The organism is Streptococcus sp. V869, from assembly GCF_054353515.1.
The window spans coordinates 109,412-132,310 of record NZ_JBTHHW010000003.1 but is presented as its reverse complement, the minus strand read 5'-3'; the positions used below and the strand labels follow the sequence as shown (position 1 = coordinate 132,310).

Here is a 22,899-nt window from a genome sequence, read left to right as displayed (position 1 = left end):
AGCTAAGCGACTTCCATATCTCACAGGGGGCAACCCCCAACTACTTCCGGCGTTCTAGGGCTTAACTTCTGTGTTCGGCATGGGTACAGGTGTATCTCCTAGGCTATCGTCACTTAACTCTGAGTAATACCTACTCAAAATTGAATATCTATCAAATTCCAAGAAAACCTTCGCTTTCATATTCTCAGTTACTTTGGATAAGTCCTCGAGCTATTAGTATTAGTCCGCTACATGTGTCGCCACACTTCCACTTCTAACCTATCTACCTGATCATCTCTCAGGGCTCTTACTGATATAAAATCATGGGAAATCTCATCTTGAGGTGGGTTTCACACTTAGATGCTTTCAGCGTTTATCCCTTCCCTACATAGCTACCCAGCGATGCCTTTGGCAAGACAACTGGTACACCAGCGGTAAGTCCACTCTGGTCCTCTCGTACTAGGAGCAGATCCTCTCAAATTTCCTACGCCCGCGACGGATAGGGACCGAACTGTCTCACGACGTTCTGAACCCAGCTCGCGTGCCGCTTTAATGGGCGAACAGCCCAACCCTTGGGACCGACTACAGCCCCAGGATGCGACGAGCCGACATCGAGGTGCCAAACCTCCCCGTCGATGTGAACTCTTGGGGGAGATAAGCCTGTTATCCCCAGGGTAGCTTTTATCCGTTGAGCGATGGCCCTTCCATACGGAACCACCGGATCACTAAGCCCGACTTTCGTCCCTGCTCGAGTTGTAGCTCTCGCAGTCAAGCTCCCTTATACCTTTACACTCTGCGAATGATTTCCAACCATTCTGAGGGAACCTTTGGGCGCCTCCGTTACCTTTTAGGAGGCGACCGCCCCAGTCAAACTGCCCGTCAGACACTGTCTCCGATAGGGATCACCTATCCGGGTTAGAGTGGCCATAACACAAGGGTAGTATCCCAACAACGTCTCCTTCGAAACTGGCGTCCCGATCTCATAGACTCCTACCTATCCTGTACATGTGGTACAGACACTCAATATCAAACTGCAGTAAAGCTCCATGGGGTCTTTCCGTCCTGTCGCGGGTAACCTGCATCTTCACAGGTACTAAAATTTCACCGAGTCTCTCGTTGAGACAGTGCCCAAATCATTACGCCTTTCGTGCGGGTCGGAACTTACCCGACAAGGAATTTCGCTACCTTAGGACCGTTATAGTTACGGCCGCCGTTTACTGGGGCTTCAATTCATACCTTCGGATTACTCCTAAGCACTCCTCTTAACCTTCCAGCACCGGGCAGGCGTCACCCCCTATACATCATCTTACGATTTAGCAGAGAGCTGTGTTTTTGATAAACAGTTGCTTGGGCCTATTCACTGCGGCTGACTTAAAGTCAGCACCCCTTCTCCCGAAGTTACGGGGTCATTTTGCCGAGTTCCTTAACGAGAGTTCTCTCGCTCACCTGAGGCTACTCGCCTCGACTACCTGTGTCGGTTTGCGGTACGGGTAGAGTATGTTTAACGCTAGAAGCTTTTCTTGGCAGTGTGACGTCACTAACTTCGCTACTAAACTTCGCTCCCCATCACAGCTCAATGTTATAGAACTAAGCATTTGACTCAGTTCACACCTCACTGCTTAGACAGACACTTCCAATCGTCTGCTTTAGTTAGCCTACTGCGTCCCTCCATCACTACATACTCTAGTACAGGAATATCAACCTGTTGTCCATCGGATACACCTTTCGGTCTCTCCTTAGGTCCCGACTAACCCAGGGCGGACGAGCCTTCCCCTGGAAACCTTAGTCTTACGGTGGACAGGATTCTCACCTGTCTTTCGCTACTCATACCGGCATTCTCACTTCTATGCGTTCCAGCGCTCCTCACGGTACACCTTCGCCACACATAGAACGCTCTCCTACCATACCTATAAAGGTATCCACAGCTTCGGTAAATTGTTTTAGCCCCGGTACATTTTCGGCGCAGGGTCACTCGACTAGTGAGCTATTACGCACTCTTTGAATGAATAGCTGCTTCTAAGCTAACATCCTAGTTGTCTGTGCAACCCCACATCCTTTTCCACTTAACAATTATTTTGGGACCTTAGCTGGTGGTCTGGGCTGTTTCCCTTTCGACTACGGATCTTAGCACTCGCAGTCTGACTGCCGACCATAATTCATTGGCATTCGGAGTTTATCTGAGATTGGTAATCCGGGATGGACCCCTCACCCAAACAGTGCTCTACCTCCAAGAATCTTAATGTCGACGCTAGCCCTAAAGCTATTTCGGAGAGAACCAGCTATCTCCAAGTTCGTTTGGAATTTCTCCGCTACCCACAAGTCATCCAAGCACTTTTCAACGTGCCCTGGTTCGGTCCTCCAGTGCGTCTTACCGCACCTTCAACCTGCTCATGGGTAGGTCACATGGTTTCGGGTCTACGACATGATACTAAGGCGCCCTATTCAGACTCGGTTTCCCTACGGCTCCGTCTCTTCAACTTAACCTCGCATCATATCGTAACTCGCCGGTTCATTCTACAAAAGGCACGCTCTCACCCATTAACGGGCTCGAACTTGTTGTAGGCACACGGTTTCAGGTTCTATTTCACTCCCCTCCCGGGGTGCTTTTCACCTTTCCCTCACGGTACTGGTTCACTATCGGTCACTAGGGAGTATTTAGGGTTGGGAGATGGTCCTCCCAGATTCCGACGGGATTTCACGTGTCCCGCCGTACTCAGGATACTGCTAGGTACAAAGACTATTTAAAATACGAGGCTCTCACTCTCTTTGGCTGATCTTCCCATATCATTCTTCTATAATCTTTGAGTCCACATTGCAGTCCTACAACCCCGAAGAGTAAACTCTTCGGTTTGCCCTTCTGCCGTTTCGCTCGCCGCTACTAAGGCAATCGCTTTTGCTTTCTCTTCCTGCAGCTACTTAGATGTTTCAGTTCACTGCGTCTTCCTCCTCATATCCTTAACAGATATGGGTAACAGGTAGTACCTGTTGGGTTCCCCCATTCGGAAATCCCTGGATCATCGCTTACTTACAGCTACCCAAGGCATATCGTCGTTTGTCACGTCCTTCTTCGGCTCCTAGTGCCAAGGCATCCACCGTGCGCCCTTATTAACTTAACCTTACTTTTTGACCTTTCAGTCATAAACTCTTATTAATACTACAGCGTTTTCGGTTTATTTTCTTGTTACTATTTGATATAGATATTCAATTTTCAATGTGCATTACTTGGTGATCTCTCACCAATGGAGCCTAGCGGGATCGAACCGCTGACCTCCTGCGTGCAAAGCAGGCGCTCTCCCAGCTGAGCTAAGGCCCCACAAGACCTCTCAAGACTAAACAAGACCAATGTGCTTTCCTTATCCTTAGAAAGGAGGTGATCCAGCCGCACCTTCCGATACGGCTACCTTGTTACGACTTCACCCCAATCATCTATCCCACCTTAGGCGGCTGGCTCCAAATGGTTACCTCACCGACTTCGGGTGTTACAAACTCTCGTGGTGTGACGGGCGGTGTGTACAAGGCCCGGGAACGTATTCACCGCGGCGTGCTGATCCGCGATTACTAGCGATTCCGACTTCATGTAGGCGAGTTGCAGCCTACAATCCGAACTGAGACTGGCTTTAAGAGATTAGCTTGCCGTCACCGACTTGCGACTCGTTGTACCAGCCATTGTAGCACGTGTGTAGCCCAGGTCATAAGGGGCATGATGATTTGACGTCATCCCCACCTTCCTCCGGTTTATTACCGGCAGTCTCGCTAGAGTGCCCAACTGAATGATGGCAACTAACAATAGGGGTTGCGCTCGTTGCGGGACTTAACCCAACATCTCACGACACGAGCTGACGACAACCATGCACCACCTGTCACCTCTGTCCCGAAGGAAATCTCTATCTCTAGAGCGGTCAGAGGGATGTCAAGACCTGGTAAGGTTCTTCGCGTTGCTTCGAATTAAACCACATGCTCCACCGCTTGTGCGGGCCCCCGTCAATTCCTTTGAGTTTCAACCTTGCGGTCGTACTCCCCAGGCGGAGTGCTTAATGCGTTAGCTACGGCACTAAACCCCGGAAAGGGTCTAACACCTAGCACTCATCGTTTACGGCGTGGACTACCAGGGTATCTAATCCTGTTTGCTCCCCACGCTTTCGAGCCTCAGCGTCAGTTACAAGCCAGAGAGCCGCTTTCGCCACCGGTGTTCCTCCATATATCTACGCATTTCACCGCTACACATGGAATTCCACTCTCCCCTCTTGCACTCAAGTTAAACAGTTTCCAAAGCGTACTATGGTTAAGCCACAGCCTTTAACTTCAGACTTATCTAACCGCCTGCGCTCGCTTTACGCCCAATAAATCCGGATAACGCTCGGGACCTACGTATTACCGCGGCTGCTGGCACGTAGTTAGCCGTCCCTTTCTGGTAAGATACCGTCACAGTGTGAACTTTCCACTCTCACACTCGTTCTTCTCTTACAACAGAGCTTTACGATCCGAAAACCTTCTTCACTCACGCGGCGTTGCTCGGTCAGACTTCCGTCCATTGCCGAAGATTCCCTACTGCTGCCTCCCGTAGGAGTCTGGGCCGTGTCTCAGTCCCAGTGTGGCCGATCACCCTCTCAGGTCGGCTATGTATCGTCGCCTTGGTGAGCCGTTACCTCACCAACTAGCTAATACAACGCAGGTCCATCTGGTAGTGGAGCAGTTGCCCCTTTTAAACAGTTATCATGCAATAACTGTTGTCATGCGGTATTAGCTATCGTTTCCAATAGTTATCCCCCGCTACCAGGCAGGTTACCTACGCGTTACTCACCCGTTCGCAACTCATCCAGAAGAGCAAGCTCCTCCTTCAGCGTTCTACTTGCATGTATTAGGCACGCCGCCAGCGTTCATCCTGAGCCAGGATCAAACTCTCATTAAAAGTTTGAGTTCTCACTCATTTCTGTCACTGACAGATTTATTGTTTTTTCATTGTTCAGTACTATAACTTCCGTTATAGTGCCCTGCACATTGGTTCGTCTTGTTCAGTTTTCAAAGGTCTTTGTCGCGCTTGCGACAACTATATTAGTATATCACAGTCATTTTTCTCTGTCAACAGGTTTTTTTAACTTTTTTAAAATCCTATCAACCTTAACCGCGATACACCCATAGTCCGTACGGGATTCGAACCCGTGTTACCGCCGTGAAAAGGCGGTGTCTTAACCCCTTGACCAACGGACCCTGAGCTTGTCAACTCTTTCTATTATACCTACTTTTTGACGCTTGTCAACTGGTTTTTCTGATTTTTATTATTTTGGACCGAAATCTTTTAAAACCAGTTGTAATTCTTTGAGCATTGCTTTTCTACCTTTGAATCGTTCATCTGCTAATAATCGCTCGAAATGTTCTCGCTTCTCTTTTCCTAATCCAGATTCGTATTTCTTAAGCATTTCTTGGAGAGCATAGGAATCATCTAAGCACAGACCTCCTTCACGTAATCTGTGACTAATTTCACTCACTTCCTCATAGGTTTGACGATCCAATTTTCTTTTATAGCTTTCTTGCTTTCGGACTGCATCTAGAATTCGATTCCGAAATTTTGTTTTAAAGTAAATATAGAATTGTTTATCTTTTTTCTCTTCAAATTCTGGGTAATTTTCTAATAGTTCATGAAGGCAAATCATTCCTTCTTGATCCCAATCTTCTCTTTCCCATAGATGTAAATAGTATTCTTTTCGACACTTATGCACGATAGCTTTGACTTCTTCATAATTTTTTTCTAACATCTTTACCCTCCTTTTCTGCATTCAGTATACCAGAGATAGGTTTTATAAAAGCTGTTATTTTTTCTTTTGTCTGTAATCTTGCCTAAGCTTATTCCTCGGATGCCATTCCATATCTTTCAGGTATTTTTTCTGTTAATTCAGGGAACAAAAAATGACAAGAATAGTTCTTGTCATTTAAAAATTATTGGAACAAATCTACTATTGTATCCCAAATTGTTTTTGCTTTTTCTTTAATTTTAGCATCTGAAATCGCTCGTTCTGCTTCATCGATAAGATTCTGAGCTCGTCCTCTGATATCGGTTAAAGTATCACTTGATTGCGTTCCACCACTGTCGGTTACATGATTTTGAGCGTTTTTAGGTGCTATACCGTTTAGTTCATAAGCATTCTTAACGGTAAAAGTACTTCCCGGCGTATAAGGAAGGATTGTTTCAGCCATGCTTCTAAAAATATGAGCTGCACCATTTGAAGTCGAGCCTGATAGATAATGATTTTCGTCCGTAGTCGGGAAACCAAGCCAGTGACTGATTACCACATCAGGCGTATAGCCAATAACCCACTGGTCACTTGTATATACTGGGTTAAAAGCCGCTTCAGTTGTACCAGTTTTTCCAGCTAAAACATAGTCATTAGGTGAAGAACTTATTCCTGTACCATTTGTAAAGGTCCCAAGCATCATACTTGTCATTTTATCAGCTACCGATTTGTCAATCACTCGTTTTTGAGTGTTTTTGTGAGTAGCAATGACTTCTCCACTTGCATTTTCAATTCGTGTAATAAAATGCGCTTCAGGCATTAAACCTTCATTTGCAAATGCTGCATAAGCTTGCGCCATTTGTAGTGGGTTAGTTTCCACCCCACCACCTAGAGCTACACCTAACACGCGATCCACATTCGTTAAATCAAGTCCAAATTTTTCACCTGATTCAAAAGCCTTATCGATGCCAAGTTGCTTAACCGTTGCTACAGCAGGGAGGTTTAAAGATTCGGCTAAAGCTTGATACATTGGAATTTCTGGTGACGTTTTGATTCCTGCGTAGTTGTCTACTTTATAATCACCATATTGCATGGTATGATTATCCAACTCCTTATTAAGAGACCAACCCGCTTCAACCGCTGGTGTGTACACTATCAAGGGTTTAATAGTCGACCCTGGACTTCTTTTTGATTGGGTTGCATAGTTAAAATTTCGAAAACCAACTTTATCATCTCCGGCCACTCGACCAACAACTCCTCGAACTCCACCTGTTTTTGGTTCTAATGCGACACTACCAGACTCTGCATGTGTCCCATCTTCAGCTGTCGGAAAGAGAGAAGTATTTTGGTAGATAACCTGCATATTTGCTTGGTAATTTTGATCTAGCTCCGTATAAATTCGATAACCGTTATTAACGATTTCTTCCTCTGTTAGATTATACTTTTCAATAGCTTCATTAACAACTGCATCAAAATAAGAAGGATAACGGTAGTCTGAAATTTTCCCCTCGTAAGCATCCTGAAGCTGAGAGGCCATATCAACGCTTGCAGCTTCCGCTTCTTTATTTTTATCAATATAACCAGCAGCTACCATGTTCTGCAAGACGGTGTCCCTGCGATTTGTAGAATCCTCAATAGAATTTAAAGGGTTGTACAATTCCGGCCCTTTAAGCATTCCTGCTAAGGTTGCCGCTTCATCGAGCGTCAGCTGAGAAGCTGAAACCCCAAAGTATTTTTTACTTGCATCTTCAACGCCCCAAACTCCATTACCAAAGTAGGCATTGTTCAAGTACATGGTTAGAATTTCCTTCTTGCTATATTTTTTGGTTAATTCCAAGGCTAAGAAGAATTCTTTCGCCTTCCTTTGAACAGTCTGGTCTTGAGATAGATAGGCATTCTTAGCCAACTGCTGAGTGATTGTAGAACCACCACCCGAGCGACCTGCTGTTAGGATTGCCAGGAAAAAGCGTCCATAGTTAATTCCACTATTTTTATAGAAACTTCTATCTTCTGTCGCAATAACAGCATTCTGCAAATCTTCACTAATATCCGAAAGTTCGACATAGGTCCCTTTTTGGCCTGATAGGGCACCTGCTTCTTTTTCTTCTCTGTCAAAAATCAGAGTACGTGTTTTTAAAGCGTTTTGTAAGTCTGTAACATTCGTCGATTTTGCTAGCGCAAATAGATAGACCCCAACAAAAAGGCTGGCACTTAGTCCTATAATCAGAAAGATCTTTGTCAGATGATAACGGCGCCAGAATTTTCGAATAGGACCAACTGCCCCAGATTTCTTTCGCCCAGCTCTTGAACGGTGTAAATTACTAGACTCGTTACCTTCATGTTCAACTTCGTTAGTCTCTGTTTCTTCAATTTCAGATTCTTCTTTCTTAAATAAAGAAAGAAATTTTTCAAATAATGTATCTAATTTCATGCGTTTATTTTATCATCTTCCCCATAGGAAGACAAGAATTTAGCTAGTTCCCCTGTCCAAATAAACTAATTTTTGTTACAATATCTGTATGAAATTTACCTTTACTATCCCTGAGTCTCTACCTGAAATGACAGTTAAACTTTTCCTGGAAGAGCAACTGTTAATCCCTAGAAAAATACGTCATTTCTTGAGAGTTAAGAAACATATCCTTATCAACAAAAGAGAAGTTCATTGGCACCAAGCTATCAAATCAGGAGACGAATGCCAATTAATTTTCGATGAGGAAGATTATCCTACAAAAGAAATTGCTTTTGGAAACCCCAAACTTGTAAAAGAAATCTATCAAGACCAATATTTAATTATCGTCAATAAACCCGAGGGTATGAAAACACATGGGAATCAGCCCGATGAGATTGCTCTTCTCAATCATGTTAGTGCCTATGTTGGTCAAACTTGCTATGTTGTCCATAGACTAGATAAAGAAACAAGCGGCCTCGTACTATTTGCTAAAAATCCTTTTATCCTACCTATTCTAAATCGATTATTGGAGAAAAAAGAGATTTTCCGAGAATACTGGGCTCTGGTTGATGGAAGATTAGAGGCTAAGGACTTGATCTTCCGAGATAAAATCGGTCGCAATCGTCACGATCGTAGAAAAAGAATTGTAGATCAAAAAAATGGCCAATACGCCGAAACTCATGTAGCTCGATTAAAGCTGTTTCAAAACAAAACCAGTCTCGTTCGGTGTAGATTAAAAACAGGACGTACTCATCAGATCCGAGTCCACCTATCTCACCACGGACATCCAATCCTCGGGGACCCTCTCTACAACCCACACTCAAAAAACAAGAGACTGATGCTTCACGCATTTAAACTATCCTTTATCCACCCTCTGACTTTAAATAAATTAAGCTTTACCGCACTCTCAGATACATTTGAAAGAGAATTAAAACAAAATGGATGATTTTATCATCCATTTTTATTATAAGCAAAAAAGCAAGGCCAGTTGACCTTGCTTTGATTAACTCAGGAATTATTTAGCGATTTTAGCGAAGTATTCAAGAGTACGTACAAGTTGTGCAGTGTATGACATTTCGTTATCGTACCATGAAACAACTTTAACCAATTGTTTACCGTCAACGTCAAGAACTTTAGTTTGAGTTGCGTCAAACAATGAACCGTAAGACATACCTACGATATCTGAAGATACGATTGGATCTTCTGTGTAACCGTATGATTCGTTTGAAGCTGCTTTCATAGCTGCATTCACTTCATCAACAGTAACGTTCTTTTCAAGAACAGCTACCAATTCAGTAACTGATCCAGTTGGAGTTGGAACGCGTTGTGCAGATCCGTCAAGTTTACCGTTCAATTCTGGGATTACAAGACCGATAGCTTTAGCAGCACCAGTTGAGTTAGGAACGATGTTAGCTGCACCAGCACGAGCACGACGAAGGTCACCACCACGGTGTGGTCCGTCAAGGATCATTTGGTCACCAGTGTAAGCGTGGATAGTAGTCATCAATCCTTCTACAACACCAAAGTTGTCTTGAAGAGCTTTAGCCATAGGAGCCAAACAGTTTGTAGTACATGAAGCACCTGAGATAACTGTTTCAGTTCCGTCAAGAACGTCGTGGTTAGTGTTGAATACAACTGTTTTAACGTCGTTTCCGCCAGGAGCAGTGATAACAACTTTCTTAGCTCCACCTGGGTGCAAGTGTTTTTCAGCAGCTTCTTTCTTAGCAAAGAAACCAGTTGCTTCAAGAACGATTTCTACACCGTCGTTAGCCCAGTCGATTTGTTCTGGATCACGTTCAGCAGAAACTTTAACGAATTTACCGTTAACTTCGAATCCACCTTCTTTAACTTCCACAGTACCGTCGAAACGACCTTGAGTTGTGTCGTATTTCAACAAGTGTGCAAGCATAACTGGATCTGTAAGGTCGTTGATGCGAGTAACTTCAACACCTTCTACGTTTTGGATACGACGGAAAGCAAGACGACCGATACGTCCGAAACCGTTAATACCAACTTTAACTACCATTAGTGATTTCCTCCTTATGAAAATCATGAAAATTTTATTGTGAAAAGAGTAACTTGAATCACTACAAATCACCTTTCAACGTTCTTATTATATAACTATTTAAGCTAAATTGCAAGTGCTGGCCTTGATTTTCAAACTACTTTCTTTTTAATACCGTGCTCCCCCTATTCATAGCGTAAGGATTCCACTGGGTCCATTTTGCTAATCTTACGTGCCGGGAAGAAGGCTGAACCATAGCCAAGAAATAAAGCAAAAACCAAAGTCCCTAAAATAGAGAGAAGATTTAATTCAAAAACTTTAGAGATTGATGGATAGAAATGGTGAACAGTAACATTCGCTAGACTGCCTATCCCTTGAGCAATGATGAAAGCTATAAACAAGGCAATTCCTACAATCCAAAGAGCTTCGTAGATAAAAATTCCTTTCACATCTCTATTTTGATAGCCAACGGCCTTCATGACACCGATTTCCTTAGAACGTTGCATGATATTGATATAAATGATGATGCCTATCATAACTGCTGCCACCACAATCGCTTGTGAAGAAAGCACAATCAGTAATCCCTGGATGACACGAATAAAAGTAATCACAATATCAAGAACAGCCTGTTGAGAAAGAACTGTATACTTCTTATTTTTCTGCAATTCTTCTGTTACTGCTTTTGTTTGAGATGGGTCTTTAAGTTCTAAAATAAAATAGGATACAGCCTTTGTGAATTCAGCTTCTTTTAAAATCGTTTCCATCTGCTTGGAAGCCATAAAACTATTACTATCTTCTGCATCATCTTCATCATTGATTACACGCAAAATATGAGTTTGAAAACCTGCCAATTTGCTACCTTCAGCAGCATTTTCTACAATGGTTGCCGATACTGGTTTGTCAATAACATCACTAGCTGTCAGATTGTTCCCTGTTTGTTCATTCCAATTTTTGAGTAAACTCATCGGAATCGTTAATCCCTGTTCGTTAACATCCGTATAAAGAGAGCCTGCTAGCACTTTTTCTTTTTCATTGCTAGTAACAGAAATACTTGTATCTTCATACAAACTCACGACCTGAGCATAAGAAGGCAGGGTTTGGCTAAAATCTACTTCGTGTCCGTCTATGCTAATCTTTGACATGGTCATACCAAAAGGACTCTCTAGATATTTAATATTTTCTTTCCCAATCGTATCTGTGATATAGTTCTTATCTTCTTGGTTTAGAAAACCTCTTCCAGCAACGCTTGAATTCAGTGCAATCTGAACTTGGGAAGGGAGCTTACCTCCGTTGGTATTTTCATCAATCATCGAAATCAAGGCATTCCCTAGACCAAAAGAAATCAACACGCCTACAAAACCAATCGAGGTTGCTACTGCAATCAACAAGTTACGCCACTTTCTTTCCATAAAATTACTTAAAGAAAGTTTGAATTTATTTTTAAAGGATAATCCTTTATTTTTTGACTTCTTCAACGACTTCACCATCCTTCATTTTGATAATTACATCTGCATATTCAGCTACTTCTGGGTTATGAGTCACAATCAGTACTGTTTTCCCTGCTTGAGCCAAATTTTTGAACACTTCCAAAACCATCTCCTGAGATTGAGAATCGAGTGATCCAGTCGGCTCATCAGCTACAATCATATCTGGTTGATTGACCAGAGCACGCGCAATGGCTACACGTTGCTTTTGTCCTCCAGAAAGTTGCTTGACATTTTTAGCCATAAAAGGTTCCATTCCTAAACTGACTAGTTGCTCTTGAGCTATCCTTGTCATTTCTTTATCGGATAAATCTTTGACATAGAGAGGCAACTTAACATTGTCCAAAACAGACTGGTGAGGAATGAGATTGAAGTTTTGAAAGACAAAACCAATATTATCTTTACGGAATTGAGTTAATTCAATCTCCGATAAATCCCTGAGAGGTTCTCCTTTAAAAGCTAAAATTCCCTCATACTCTCTATCTAGGCCACTGATGATATTCAGTAGACTAGTTTTTCCACAGCCTGATGGACCATAAATCGCAGTTATTTTCCCTCCTGCAATCTGCAAGTTAATATTCCTTAAAGCTTGCTCTCTATTTTTACCGTCCAAAGCGTAAAATTTTGAAATATTTTTAATGGATAAAATAGACATGGACATCTCCTTTAAATCACTTGTGATATCGTGTATCGATACAAACTATATTTATCAATCAGATTCAAAAGGAATCAAAGAATTCCTCTCTCTTTTTTACGAATTCATTGTAACAAAAAAGCGACATTTCCCCAATGACAGAAATGTCACTCCTATAAACCATTTAACGGTATCTTTCTAGGTCCTCAGCCCATTCATTATCTAAACTAATTAGTAACTGCTCATTGCCAAACATTCTCGCCATCATTTTTGCTTCTTTATACTTTTGTTTAGCTGTATCATAATCCGTCTGAATATAATATTTCCACTCCACCATCAAGACAATCGGTTGTTTTTGAAAATCTCGTGTTTTTTGTCCTATTTTATTTAAGGTCTCAACCGCTCTCTTAAAATAATGAAACAGCCCCATAATCTCTATACAAGTTAAAGAAGCTAGTAAGGAATCTCTAAGTAAGTCTAAACAATCGAACTCTATCTTATCAATCTGCGAACTTAGTTTCTCATGAAAATAAAGAATATTCTCATACTCAGATTCTTTTATCTCACCCACATTTAAACCATCCATTAACTGACAGTTGAAATACAGTCTCAATTTCAAAAGGTCCTCAACTTTATATACATCTCTGGATAGTAAGTCCTGAAGACCGCCCTCAATCACACTGCTTCCGTATAAGGAATTACTAGTCGCTCTCACTTCATCTATAGCTTGAAGACAATCCACTAGCACTTTCTCATCACGTGGCAAATCATCATAAAAATATTCAAAAATCTCATCAAAATATTCTTCCTTCTGTTCCTGCAACTCTTTGTCCCCATAGTCAGGATGATGAAGAAGAAAGTATTTTAATTCTTGGTAACGTTTAGGTAATTCCTTATAGTCTGGCATCAAGACATAGGATGGAATATCTAGCCTGTTCGCAATGTATTCTAGTGTTTTTATCGTAGGACGAAATTCTCCTTTTTCGATGCGGACCAACTGACGGACTGATAATTCAGACTCATCCCCGCAAAAAACTGGACGACTAAGTCCTTTCCCCTCTCTAAGAAGTCTTACCTTTTCCCCTAGATCATTCATCTCTTACATTTCTCCCTCGGCTCGATACAAAAAAACTTTGATAGTCAAATAAAAAGATAAACTTATTGTAACATCTTTTAATTTATTTTACAAATAAAAGAGACAGGATTACTCCTGTCTCTAGGCTGATAATCTATTATTTACGACGTCCTGGACGTTCTGCGTAACCATAGTAAGCATCTGCCATGATTTCTTCCATGTCAGCTACCATTGGCAAGCGTGGGTTCGCAGGTGAACATTGATCTTCATAAGCAAGCAAAGCAATTTCATGCAAGCTATCTTTCCAAGCCTTTTCATCAATTCCTTGATCCTTGAAGTTCATCTTGATACCTACTGCAACACCAAGGTCGTAAACTGCTTTGGCATAAGCTTCAACTGCTTCTTCTGGAGTTGAATGTGGCAAACCAAGCATTCTAGCGATATCTTGGAATTTTTCATCAGCTTTCCAGTAGTTGTATTTAGGCCATGTAGTAGTCTTAGATGGACGAGTACCGTTGTAGCGGATAACGTATGGAAGCAAGATTGCATTTGTACGTCCGTGAACAGTATGGTGAACAGCACCAATCTTGTGGGCCATTGAGTGACTCATACCAAGGAAGGCATTAGCGAAGGCCATACCAGCCATTGTAGATGCATTGTGCATTTTTTCGCGAGCTTCTGGGTCAGCTGTTTTAACTGATTTTTCTAACCATTCGAAAACAAGCTTGATTGTTTGAAGCGCGATACCATCTGTATAATCGTTAGCAAAGTTTGAAGTGTAAGCTTCAGTTGCGTGAGTCAACACGTCCATACCTGTATCAGCTGCGATGAAATCAGGAACTGATTCAACCAAAGCAGGGTCAACAATCGCAATCGTTGGTGTCAATGAGTAGTCAGCCAATGGATATTTACGGTTATTTTTCTTATCAGAGATAACGGCAAATGGTGTTACTTCTGAACCTGTACCTGAAGTTGTTGGGATACCGATGTACTTCGCTTTCTTACCAAGTGATGGGAAGCGGAAGGCACGTTTACGGATATCCATGAATTTTTGAACCAAGTCACGGAAGTCGATTTCTGGTTGTTCATAGAAGAGCCACATAACTTTAGCAGCATCCATCGGTGAACCACCACCAAGAGCGATGATTGTGTCTGGTTCAAATGCTCTCATCACTTCAGTACCACGTTCTACAGTTGTGATATCTGGATCTGGTTCAACATCTGAGAAGACTTGGACAGTTACACGGTTGCTACGTTTGTTCAATTGGTCGATAATACGTTGAACGAAACCGAGTTTTTCGATAGATTTGTCTGTAACAATCATAACGCGTTCAATATCTTCACATGTTTGAAGGTATTGGATAGAATTGCGTTCGAAGTAAATTTTTGAAGGAACTTTAAACCATTGCATATTATTTCTACGTTTCCCTACTTTCTTGATGTTTAGAAGGTTAATAGCGCTCACGTTATCACCAACTGAGTTGCGTCCGTATGAACCACATCCAAGTGTTAATGATGGAATGAAGGCATTGTATACGTCACCGATACCACCAAAAGTAGATGGAGAGTTCCAGATAATACGCATTGCTTTGATTTCTGTACCAAAGCGTTTAGCTAGGTCTTCGTCTTTTGTATGGATAGCTGCTGAGTGACCAAGTCCATTGAACTCAACCATTTGACGAGCTTTTTTAAGTCCATCTTCAGTATCTTCAGCTTTCAATACTGCAATGACTGGTGAAAGTTTTTCACGAGTCAAAGGCTCATTTTCTCCAACTTCTGCACATTCTGCAGCAAGGATATTAGTTTCTGCTGGCACTTTGAAACCTGCTTGTTCTGCAATCCATGTTGCTGGTTTACCAACGATGTCAGCATTCAATTTTGCTCCAGCACAGTTCTTGCTGTTTGCTTTAGCGCCAAAGCAGAATTGTTCCAAGAGAGCTTTTTCTTTTTTGTTAACAAAGTAAGTGTGGTAAGATTTGAATTCTGCAACAAATTCATCATAAACTTCTTTATCAATGATAACTGCTTGCTCAGACGCACAAACCATACCATTGTCAAATGATTTAGACATAACGATGTCATGAGCTGCTTGACGAAGATCAGCTGATTTTTCGATATAGGCAGGAACGTTTCCAGCACCTACTCCAAGAGCTGGTTTACCACATGAGTAAGCAGCCTTAACCATGGCATTACCACCAGTAGCAAGAATAGTTGCAATACCATCATGATTCATAAGAGCAGCTGTTGCTTCCATAGATGGTTCTGTAATCCATTGTACACAGTTTTCAGGAGCTCCAGCAGCAATCGCAGCATCACGAACAATTTGAGCTGCGTGAGCTGATGATTCTTGTGCTGATGGGTGGAAAGCGAAAACAATTGGGTTACGTGTTTTTAAAGCAATCAATGATTTGAAAATAGCTGTTGAAGTTGGGTTTGTTGTTGGAGTAACACCACAGATTACACCTACAGGTTCAGCAATTTTAGTCAAACCTGTAATTGGATCATCTTCAATAACTCCAACTGTTTTAACACCACGCATATTGTTTACAACGTGTTCACAGGCAAATAGGTTTTTTGTCGCCTTATCTTCGAATACCCCACGTCCAGTTTCTTCAACTGCGTGTTGAGCAAGAATTCCGTGTGCATCAAGTGCTGCAACAGATGCTTTCGCTACGATGTAATCAACTTGTTCTTGGTTCAACTTACGCATTTCTTCAAGTGCAACTAAACCTTTTTGTACCAAACCATCTACGTGCTTCTCTGCAGCAAGTTGTCTTTGTTCAGGGGTTACAGTTTTTTTATCAGCCATATTTTCCTCCATAGCCATCAAGGGTTAAAATCCTTTGTTAAATTTTTCACAAGTTTATTATAACTCTTTTTTTATACTTTGTAAACAGTTTCATAGATATTTCACAAAGAATTTTCATTTTATTGTGAATTTTTTATCAAACTATTGTTTTTATGCACTCTTTTATCAAACCTTGTGAAAATATTATTGAAATTATTTTATTTCACAAACTTTTTTATGGTATTTTTAATACAAAAATCAAGGAAGCGCTTTCTTTTTGCCCTGATAAAAGACCTCCTTATCAGGAGGTTATTGTGCTTGTTGGAAGAGCCCTTGTTTAAAGTCACCTTCATAGACAACTTCTTGCTCTGTAGTCAGTTTTCCTTTTCCTTCAGCTTGGCCGTTAACAAAATCACCTTCATAAACCCAGCCATCCTTTGCTTGGTAGGTACCTTTACCGTTAAATGCTCCATTTTTAAATTCACCAGTATAAGTGTCGCCATTTGAGAAGGTCATTGTGCCTTGACCATTCATCTTTCCACGGACGATGCTCCCATCGTATACAATTGAGTCACCATCTAGCTTTAGGACTCCTTGCTTTGGCATATTCCCTACAAATACAAAAATTGCACAAAGAACTATGATTACTACCGTCGCAATTTCTAAACGAGGACGAGTTATATAGACACTGTATTTATCATAGAGTTTTTTTAAATTATCCATTTTTTGCCTCATTTTCTAAACGTGATAGCCATGCTTGGCAACCAGCTAAAACTCGATCATAAGTTTCATTGAAATCACCTGTATACCATGGATCTGGAACACTTTCAGAAGCGAACGCTTCTATCTTGTGCTGTTGTTTTTGAGAACACATTCGAATCAAGTCAAGGAGATTCGATTCGTCCATACCAATGATATAATCAAAATATTCAAAATCATCCTTAGAGATTTGTTGTGATGTTTTTGATGAATCATAAGGAATACCGTGAGTTTTAAAGATTTTCTGAGTTCCTTTGTGAATTGGGTTGCCGTGTTCCCAAGAAGAAGTTGCTCTACTCTCAATCTCATATTCATCGGTTAAAGATTTCATCACAAATTCTGCCATCGGGCTTCGGCAAATATTACCAAGGCAAACAAAAACAATCTTTTTCATCATCGTTCCTCATCTTCATAGAAAAAGGGGTATAAGATCAACCCCGTTTTATTCTTCAATCGCGCTTTCGCCGTCAACAACTGTACCTTCAGGTGTGACAGCTTCTTTGACTGGCAAAACTGTTCTAATTGCGCCTAATTCAAAAGTCAAGTATACTCCGTCTACATCAAGTACGATCGTTTTGTTTTCAGTGTCAACTTCATCAACTGTACCATAGAGACCACCGATAGTAATGACTTCATAGCCTTTTTGAAGTTTATTGAGACTCTCCATGCGTTTTTCAGCTTGTTTCTTTTGAGAACGTTGCATGAAGAACATCAAGCCGAACATCAAAACAAGCATAATCAAGAATGTTAAATTCCCACCCATTATTTTTTCTCCTTTGTAATTTAGATAAAACTACTATATCAAATTTCACTATTTTTTACAAGATTGCACCTTAGTTTTAGGTCAATAAAAAACCAGAGCAAAGCTCTGATTTTTCTTACTTCAAGTTGTTTACAATTTCAACTAAGTTTTCAACTGTAAATCCATATTCTGCTAAAACTTTTGAAGCTGGAGCAGACGCACCAAAGGTATCAATACCGAGAACCGCTCCATCAAGACCGACGTATTTATACCAGTTTTGGGTTGCTCCCATTTCGACTGCTACACGGCGACGAACTGCATTTGGTAAGATTTCTTCTTTGTATGCTGCATCTTGTGCATCAAATACATCTGTAGATGGCATGCTGACTACGCGAACTTTTCCACCTTGTCTTGCCAATTCTTTAGCAGCTGCAACAGCTAGATTCACTTCTGAACCTGTTGCAATCAAGATAGTGTCAAAGTCTGCTGCATTTTCATAGACAACGTAAGCACCTTTTGCAACCTTCTCGAAGTCTGTTCCTTCCTCAACAGTCAAGTTTTGGCGAGTCAAGACAAGGGCAGTTGGTGTTTTCTCACTCTTCACTGCGAGATACCAAGCTGCTTGAGTTTCACGCGCATCTGCTGGACGGAAAACGTTGAGGTTTGGAATCGCACGAAGGCCTGCCAAGTGCTCAATCGGTTCATGAGTTGGCCCATCTTCACCAACTGCGATTGAATCGTGAGTAAAGACATAGGTTACAGGAAGACCTTGTAGGGCTGACAAACGAACTGCCGCTTTAAGGTAATCTGAGAATACGAAGAATGTTCCGCCATAAACACGAAGTCCACCATGAAGAGCCATTCCGTTCAAAACAGTTCCCATTGCAAATTCACGAACACCAAATTGGATATTACGGTTCAAGCGATTTGCATCGTCCTGAAGTCCGTCAGTTTTGATGTAAGTCATATTTGAATGAGCAAGGTCAGCTGATCCACCAAGGAAGGTTGGCAATTTAGCAGCTACTACATTCAAGGCATCCTGGCTTGAGTTACGAGTCGCTTGAGAGAAACCATTTTCTAAAGCTGGGAAGTCTTCTGGAGTCAATTCAACTGGATCGCGTCCTTCGATGATGGCTTCCACTTCTGCAGCCAATTCTGGGTGAGCTTCTTTATAGTCTGCAACTAGTTTTGTCCATGCTTCATATGCTGATGCACCACGGTCCGCAACATTTTGTTTGAAATCAGCATAAACTTCTGCTGGAATTTCAAATGGTTCGTAGTTCCAACCAAGTGCTTGGCGAGTTGCTGCAGTTTCATCCGCTCCAAGAGGAGCGCCGTGTACAGCATTAGTCCCTTGTTTGTTTGGAGAACCATAACCAATAACTGTTTTCACTTCGATTAAAGATGGTTTTCCTGAAGCCTTAGCTTCTTCAATAGCAGCATGAATAGCTTCTATATCTGTCCCATCTTCTACCAATGCTGTATGCCAACCGTAGGCATTGTAACGGTCACGAACACTTTCTGTGAAGGAATCTTTTGTCTCACCATCCAAGTTGATATCATTTGAGTCATAAAGAACAACCAACTTGTCAAGTTTTTGCAAACCTGCATAAGATGCAGCTTCACTTGAGACACCTTCCATCAAATCACCATCTCCACAAATAACATATGTGTAGTGGTCAAAGATGTTATAACCTTCGCGGTTGTACTTAGCTGCAAGGAAACGTTCTGCTTGTGCAAAACCTGTCGCAGTCGCAATCCCTTGTCCTAGAGGACCTGTTGTTGCATCAACTCCTGCTGTATGACCAAATTCTGGGTGACCTGGTGTTTTAGAACCCCATTGACGGAAGCTCTTCACTTCATCCATGCTCACATCTTCAAATCCAGAGAGATGAAGAAGGGCGTAGAGGAGCATTGACCCGTGACCAGCTGAAAGAATAAAACGGTCGCGGTTAATCCAGTTTGGTTGAGCTGGATTGATACGAAGTTCTTTAGTGAATAGGCTGTATGCCATCGGTGCAGCTCCCATAACCACCCCTGGGTGACCTGAGTTTGCTTTATTGATAGCGTCAATACCTAGAAAACGAATCGCATTAACAGATAGATTTGACATAGAAATTCCTTTCTCTTTGAGGTGATAAGTATACCACTCATCCTATTTTACTATTATATGAAAAAATACCTAGAATAGCAATAAAACAATTTACTATAAAATGACTCAGCCGATTAAACTAATTTCTAGTCGCTTGATAAAAAGGCAATAATTTTTCAAAAGTTTGGTCCAGTTCATCTAAAACTGTATCCAGAGTTTCTTTATCAATTACTAGAACATCCGCTTTTACTAAAACCTTACGAATCTCCTGACTGGATAATTCTTGCTTCAAAAGTTGCCTATTCTTCTCTGTGGCTTGTACTCTATAACTCTCATCGTTTTTCTGAACCCAATAATAGATTCCCTCAACCACTGGCACATCCAAAACTTTAGCCTGTTTTGATAAGGTAGCTTCATCCTTCTTTCTCTCTATAAAGCTAACTTCTAAAGAGATTCCCCAATTATTCTGACTTCCATACAAACGAAGAGCCATCATGGGGTCCGCAACTGATCCTTCTGCCTGTAAATAAGCCCAAAAATGAGGGCGAAGACGTTGAGCTTGATTCATCCATTGACTGGTTGGGTGTAATTTCCAATCGGAATGCCTAGCTTGAAAACATTCAGCTAGGTGAGTAAATGACTTTCGTGCTCCCTGCCCTTTGCTACGCATGGATAACATTTTATCTCTTTCAACTCCTGCTTTGTCAGGGTTCCGGTACTGTTCTCCTTGATAAGCAAGATAATCTTTGATTTCTTTCATTTGATTCCTTCTTTAGTTAGAAAAAAATCAGGAAAACCTGATTTTTCATTTATCTTATTCTGTATCAACTACAACGTAACGGTTTGGTTCATCACCTTCCGAGTAACTCGTTACACCTTCCATTCGTGAGATGATGCGATGAATAATTTTACGCTCGCTACTTGACATTGGATCTGTCATCTGACTACGTCCTTCTTCCAAGACACGTGTAGCCAATTTTTGCGCATAGCTCTGCAACACTTCTGCACGATGTTCCACATAGTCATTCACGTTAATAGTGATGTAGAAAGTTTTTGAATAACGGTTATAAAGGTAATTTTGTGCCAAAAGTTGAAGAGATTTCAAAACTTTACCATGATAACCAATAATACGACCTGGCTCATTTGTATCAATTTGCATATTGATAGAGCGACGGTTAGAGGTACTAGAAATAGTTCCCTCAACATCCATATCATCGATGATTGCTTGAACATAGTCCGTCACTTCTTCAACAACCTTTTCAGTGTCATAAGTTGGTTCGACTTTCAAACCAAGGTTTTCTAAATCACTACTTTGCTCTTCGTCATCATTATCTTGAGTTTCTTCAGGTTCCAATTCTTTTAAAACAGCAATATGCCCTGTTTCCTCTAAAATCGTACTTGCTTCTTTATCGTTTTTAAGAATTTCAGCCTTGACTTCTTCAGAAATTTCTTGACCTTCTTCTTCAATTTTCTTGATAGCTGCAACTACATGCCCTAAATCAACTGTCGCTTCACTGACTGTTTTAACTGGGTCATTTTGATCATTAATTTCTTTTGGAACGCCTTTGATAGCCTGCTGATTTGCTTTTACAACAGTAGTCTCACTAATTGCTTCGATATCAACTTGAGCTGGTTTCTTTCCGAAAAGCCCAAAAAATCCTTTTTTCTCTTTCGAAACAACCTTGATATGAGCTTTCATTCTCGGAATATTTAATTCATTCAATCCTTTTTGGATTGCTTCTTCAACAGTTGAACCTGTAAATAATACCATTATCAGATTTCTCCTTACTTTTTCTTTTTCTGTGCTTTCTTCAGAGCTTTTCTTTTCTTAGCTTCTAAATCCTTCTTAGCCTTCACATCCGCTTCACGCTCTTCAATGATTTTGAAGGGGTTGTTCAAAAGGTAAGTTTGCAATACTTGATAAGCGTTTGAAACCGTCCAATAAAGAGCAACACCGCTTGGTGCAGACATTGCAAAAAAGAAGATGATGACAGGCATTCCATACATCATAGCTGTCATTGCACCATTTTTTTCAGGCAAGGCTTTGTTTGAAAGCCAACTACTGAAGAAAGTGAACAGGGCAGCTAAAATTGGCAATACCAAGGTCGTGTCAACTCCACCTAGATTGAACCACAAAAAATGGCCAGTCTTCAAAAAATCAACGTACGATAAGGCTTGGAAAAGAGCCAATAGAATTGGCATTTGAATCAAAAGTGGCCATAATGATGCAGACTGCTTAATCCCTAATTCTTTAAATAATTTACGTGTTTCCTGATCTAGCTTAGTACGACTTTCCATATCGCGACCAGGATAACGTTCGCGCAATTCCTTTATTAGCGGTTGCGCTTCTTGCATTTTTCTGGATGCTACCATTTGTGTTTGAAAGACCGGTAATAAGATTGTTCGAATCAAGACTGTGAAAATAATGATCCCTAAACCAATACTTACATTAAAGGACAAAAAACGAATGGTTTCAGCAAAAAAATAAACAAGTTTACTCCAAACATCTGACGAATCAGCAGAGACTTCACTAGTTGCACAAGCAGTCATTACCAACAAGGACAAACCTAACAAACTAGTCAATTGTAATTTCTTCTTCACTCCTATTTCCTTCCTGGTATATCTTTGCTAATTTCAAAACATGAAGTAAGTTTTTTTCGATTTCTGCATATTCTAAAGTTTCAACGCCTTTTCGAGCAATAACAACAAAGTCTACATTATCAACTATCTGGTTACTATTTTCAATCAAAACATGACGAATTCTTCTCTTGATTTGATTTCTTGTTACAGCATTTCCTAACTTCTTGCTAACTGATAACCCTACTCGAAAATGTTGTTGCTGGTTTTCTAATCGATAAATAACAAATTTTCGATTAGCTACACTTTTCCCCTCTTTAAATATGGCATCAAAATCTTTCTCTTTTTTTACACGAAAGCTTTTTCTCAAAAATCATACTCCATCTAATAAAACTATTACTATTATACCATAAAATTTCAAAAAGCCAATCATGGCAAGGTTTCGGGCTATTTGTGCCATAAAAAATGGCCATTTAAAAAATGAATGACCAGAATTCAGCGAAAATTTACTACTGTTTTCAAAATCAAAAACAAAAGTCACTCTTACGAGTGACTTTTGTCGGAGATTATTATGAAAAAGTTTAGG

The 22,899-nt window shown here is 41.0% G+C and carries 16 protein-coding genes, 2 tRNA genes and 3 rRNA genes; 1 reads left to right on the top strand and 20 read right to left on the bottom strand.

Annotated features, from left to right (window positions below):
• Position 1 precedes the first annotated feature (1 nt).
• From rrf to pbp2a, 7 genes are all read right to left on the bottom strand, one after another.
• Positions 2-117 (bottom strand): 5S ribosomal RNA (gene rrf / locus ACXYSN_RS07920).
• A 76-nt stretch (positions 118-193) separates the two neighbouring features.
• A 23S ribosomal RNA gene (locus tag ACXYSN_RS07915) occupies positions 194-3,095 on the bottom strand.
• A 124-nt stretch (positions 3,096-3,219) separates the two neighbouring features.
• A tRNA-Ala gene (locus ACXYSN_RS07910) sits at positions 3,220-3,292 on the bottom strand.
• A gap of 50 nt (positions 3,293-3,342) precedes the next feature.
• A 16S ribosomal RNA gene (locus ACXYSN_RS07905) occupies positions 3,343-4,888 on the bottom strand.
• The 16S, 23S and 5S rRNA genes sit together here with 2 tRNA genes alongside, the layout of an rRNA operon.
• Positions 4,889-5,115: 227 nt before the next feature.
• Positions 5,116-5,187: transfer RNA gene (locus ACXYSN_RS07900), tRNA-Glu, on the bottom strand.
• A 68-nt stretch (positions 5,188-5,255) separates the two neighbouring features.
• Positions 5,256-5,732 carry a sigma-70 RNA polymerase sigma factor region 4 domain-containing protein gene (locus tag ACXYSN_RS07895; RefSeq protein ID WP_458636679.1) on the bottom strand — a complete coding sequence of 159 codons (477 nt, stop codon included), beginning with the start codon at positions 5,730-5,732 and terminating at the stop codon, positions 5,256-5,258.
• Between the two features lie 181 nt (positions 5,733-5,913).
• Positions 5,914-8,139: a penicillin-binding protein PBP2A gene (gene pbp2a / locus ACXYSN_RS07890; protein ID WP_458636678.1), complete on the bottom strand. Its 2,226-nt coding sequence runs from the start codon at positions 8,137-8,139 to the stop codon at positions 5,914-5,916.
• 88 nt (positions 8,140-8,227) lie between these two features.
• Here pbp2a and ACXYSN_RS07885 point away from each other — a divergent pair, with 88 nt between their 5' ends.
• The gene (locus ACXYSN_RS07885; protein WP_458636677.1) at positions 8,228-9,103 is read left to right on the top strand and encodes an RluA family pseudouridine synthase; all 876 of its coding nucleotides are present in this window, start codon (positions 8,228-8,230) and stop codon (positions 9,101-9,103) included.
• A 69-nt stretch (positions 9,104-9,172) separates the two neighbouring features.
• Here the strand turns inward: ACXYSN_RS07885 and gap are convergent, their stop codons facing one another.
• The 13 genes from gap to rnpA all read right to left on the bottom strand — a co-directional run bounded on the left by gap (position 9,173) and on the right by rnpA (position 22,683).
• Positions 9,173-10,183: a type I glyceraldehyde-3-phosphate dehydrogenase gene (gap, locus tag ACXYSN_RS07880; RefSeq protein WP_006151032.1), complete on the bottom strand. Its 1,011-nt coding sequence runs from the start codon at positions 10,181-10,183 to the stop codon at positions 9,173-9,175.
• 164 nt (positions 10,184-10,347) lie between these two features.
• Positions 10,348-11,649, bottom strand: a complete 1,302-nt coding sequence (locus ACXYSN_RS07875) for an ABC transporter permease (RefSeq protein WP_458636676.1) — start codon at positions 11,647-11,649, stop codon at positions 10,348-10,350.
• Positions 11,618-12,301: an ABC transporter ATP-binding protein gene (locus ACXYSN_RS07870; RefSeq protein ID WP_458636675.1), complete on the bottom strand. Its 684-nt coding sequence runs from the start codon at positions 12,299-12,301 to the stop codon at positions 11,618-11,620. Before ACXYSN_RS07870 ends, ACXYSN_RS07875 begins: the two co-directional genes overlap by 32 nt.
• 163 nt (positions 12,302-12,464) lie before the next feature.
• Entirely contained in the window at positions 12,465-13,376 is a 912-nt protein-coding gene (locus ACXYSN_RS07865) for a helix-turn-helix domain-containing protein (protein WP_458636674.1), read from the bottom strand.
• Positions 13,377-13,512: 136 nt separating this feature from the next.
• Positions 13,513-16,164, bottom strand: a complete 2,652-nt coding sequence (gene adhE, locus ACXYSN_RS07860; protein ID WP_458636673.1) for a bifunctional acetaldehyde-CoA/alcohol dehydrogenase — start codon at positions 16,162-16,164, stop codon at positions 13,513-13,515.
• A gap of 288 nt (positions 16,165-16,452) precedes the next feature.
• Complete coding sequence (locus ACXYSN_RS07855) at positions 16,453-16,866, bottom strand: MORN repeat-containing protein (RefSeq protein ID WP_006151082.1); 414 nt, start codon at positions 16,864-16,866, stop codon at positions 16,453-16,455.
• Positions 16,859-17,296: a low molecular weight protein-tyrosine-phosphatase gene (locus tag ACXYSN_RS07850; RefSeq protein ID WP_458636682.1), complete on the bottom strand. Its 438-nt coding sequence runs from the start codon at positions 17,294-17,296 to the stop codon at positions 16,859-16,861. The genes ACXYSN_RS07855 and ACXYSN_RS07850 overlap by 8 nt, the downstream gene beginning before the upstream one ends.
• Positions 17,297-17,344: 48 nt before the next feature.
• A complete protein-coding gene (gene yajC, locus ACXYSN_RS07845; protein WP_016466451.1) occupies positions 17,345-17,665 on the bottom strand; it encodes a preprotein translocase subunit YajC in 321 nt (106 codons plus the stop codon).
• A 115-nt stretch (positions 17,666-17,780) separates the two neighbouring features.
• The gene (tkt, locus tag ACXYSN_RS07840; RefSeq protein WP_458636672.1) at positions 17,781-19,757 is read right to left on the bottom strand and encodes a transketolase; all 1,977 of its coding nucleotides are present in this window, start codon (positions 19,755-19,757) and stop codon (positions 17,781-17,783) included.
• Positions 19,758-19,875: 118 nt separating this feature from the next.
• Complete coding sequence (locus ACXYSN_RS07835) at positions 19,876-20,496, bottom strand: ribonuclease P (RefSeq protein WP_235083656.1); 621 nt, start codon at positions 20,494-20,496, stop codon at positions 19,876-19,878.
• A 54-nt stretch (positions 20,497-20,550) separates the two neighbouring features.
• Positions 20,551-21,507, bottom strand: a complete 957-nt coding sequence (gene jag / locus ACXYSN_RS07830; protein ID WP_235083655.1) for an RNA-binding cell elongation regulator Jag/EloR — start codon at positions 21,505-21,507, stop codon at positions 20,551-20,553.
• 14 nt (positions 21,508-21,521) lie between these two features.
• On the bottom strand, positions 21,522-22,337 hold the full coding sequence (locus ACXYSN_RS07825) for a YidC/Oxa1 family membrane protein insertase (protein ID WP_235083654.1): 816 nt from the start codon (positions 22,335-22,337) through the stop codon (positions 21,522-21,524).
• Positions 22,312-22,683 (bottom strand): ribonuclease P protein component, encoded by a 372-nt coding sequence (rnpA, locus tag ACXYSN_RS07820; RefSeq protein WP_025170053.1) that lies wholly within the window; start codon positions 22,681-22,683, stop codon positions 22,312-22,314. The genes ACXYSN_RS07825 and rnpA overlap by 26 nt, the downstream gene beginning before the upstream one ends.
• Positions 22,684-22,899: the final 216 nt, after the last annotated feature.

Coding starts and splice junctions, on each gene's coding strand:
- yajC (WP_016466451.1), bottom strand. CDS start 17,665: ATGGGTGGGAATTTAACATTCTTGATTATGCTTGTTTTGATGTTCGGC.
- jag (WP_235083655.1), bottom strand. CDS start 21,507: ATGGTATTATTTACAGGTTCAACTGTTGAAGAAGCAATCCAAAAAGGA.
- pbp2a (WP_458636678.1), bottom strand. CDS start 8,139: ATGAAATTAGATACATTATTTGAAAAATTTCTTTCTTTATTTAAGAAA.
- ACXYSN_RS07850 (WP_458636682.1), bottom strand. CDS start 17,296: ATGAAAAAGATTGTTTTTGTTTGCCTTGGTAATATTTGCCGAAGCCCG.
- ACXYSN_RS07895 (WP_458636679.1), bottom strand. CDS start 5,732: ATGTTAGAAAAAAATTATGAAGAAGTCAAAGCTATCGTGCATAAGTGT.
- ACXYSN_RS07870 (WP_458636675.1), bottom strand. CDS start 12,301: ATGTCTATTTTATCCATTAAAAATATTTCAAAATTTTACGCTTTGGAC.
- adhE (WP_458636673.1), bottom strand. CDS start 16,164: ATGGCTGATAAAAAAACTGTAACCCCTGAACAAAGACAACTTGCTGCA.
- ACXYSN_RS07855 (WP_006151082.1), bottom strand. CDS start 16,866: ATGGATAATTTAAAAAAACTCTATGATAAATACAGTGTCTATATAACT.
- ACXYSN_RS07865 (WP_458636674.1), bottom strand. CDS start 13,376: ATGAATGATCTAGGGGAAAAGGTAAGACTTCTTAGAGAGGGGAAAGGA.
- ACXYSN_RS07875 (WP_458636676.1), bottom strand. CDS start 11,649: ATGGTGAAGTCGTTGAAGAAGTCAAAAAATAAAGGATTATCCTTTAAA.
- gap (WP_006151032.1), bottom strand. CDS start 10,183: ATGGTAGTTAAAGTTGGTATTAACGGTTTCGGACGTATCGGTCGTCTT.
- ACXYSN_RS07835 (WP_235083656.1), bottom strand. CDS start 20,496: ATGAAAGAAATCAAAGATTATCTTGCTTATCAAGGAGAACAGTACCGG.
- ACXYSN_RS07885 (WP_458636677.1), top strand. CDS start 8,228: ATGAAATTTACCTTTACTATCCCTGAGTCTCTACCTGAAATGACAGTT.
- tkt (WP_458636672.1), bottom strand. CDS start 19,757: ATGTCAAATCTATCTGTTAATGCGATTCGTTTTCTAGGTATTGACGCT.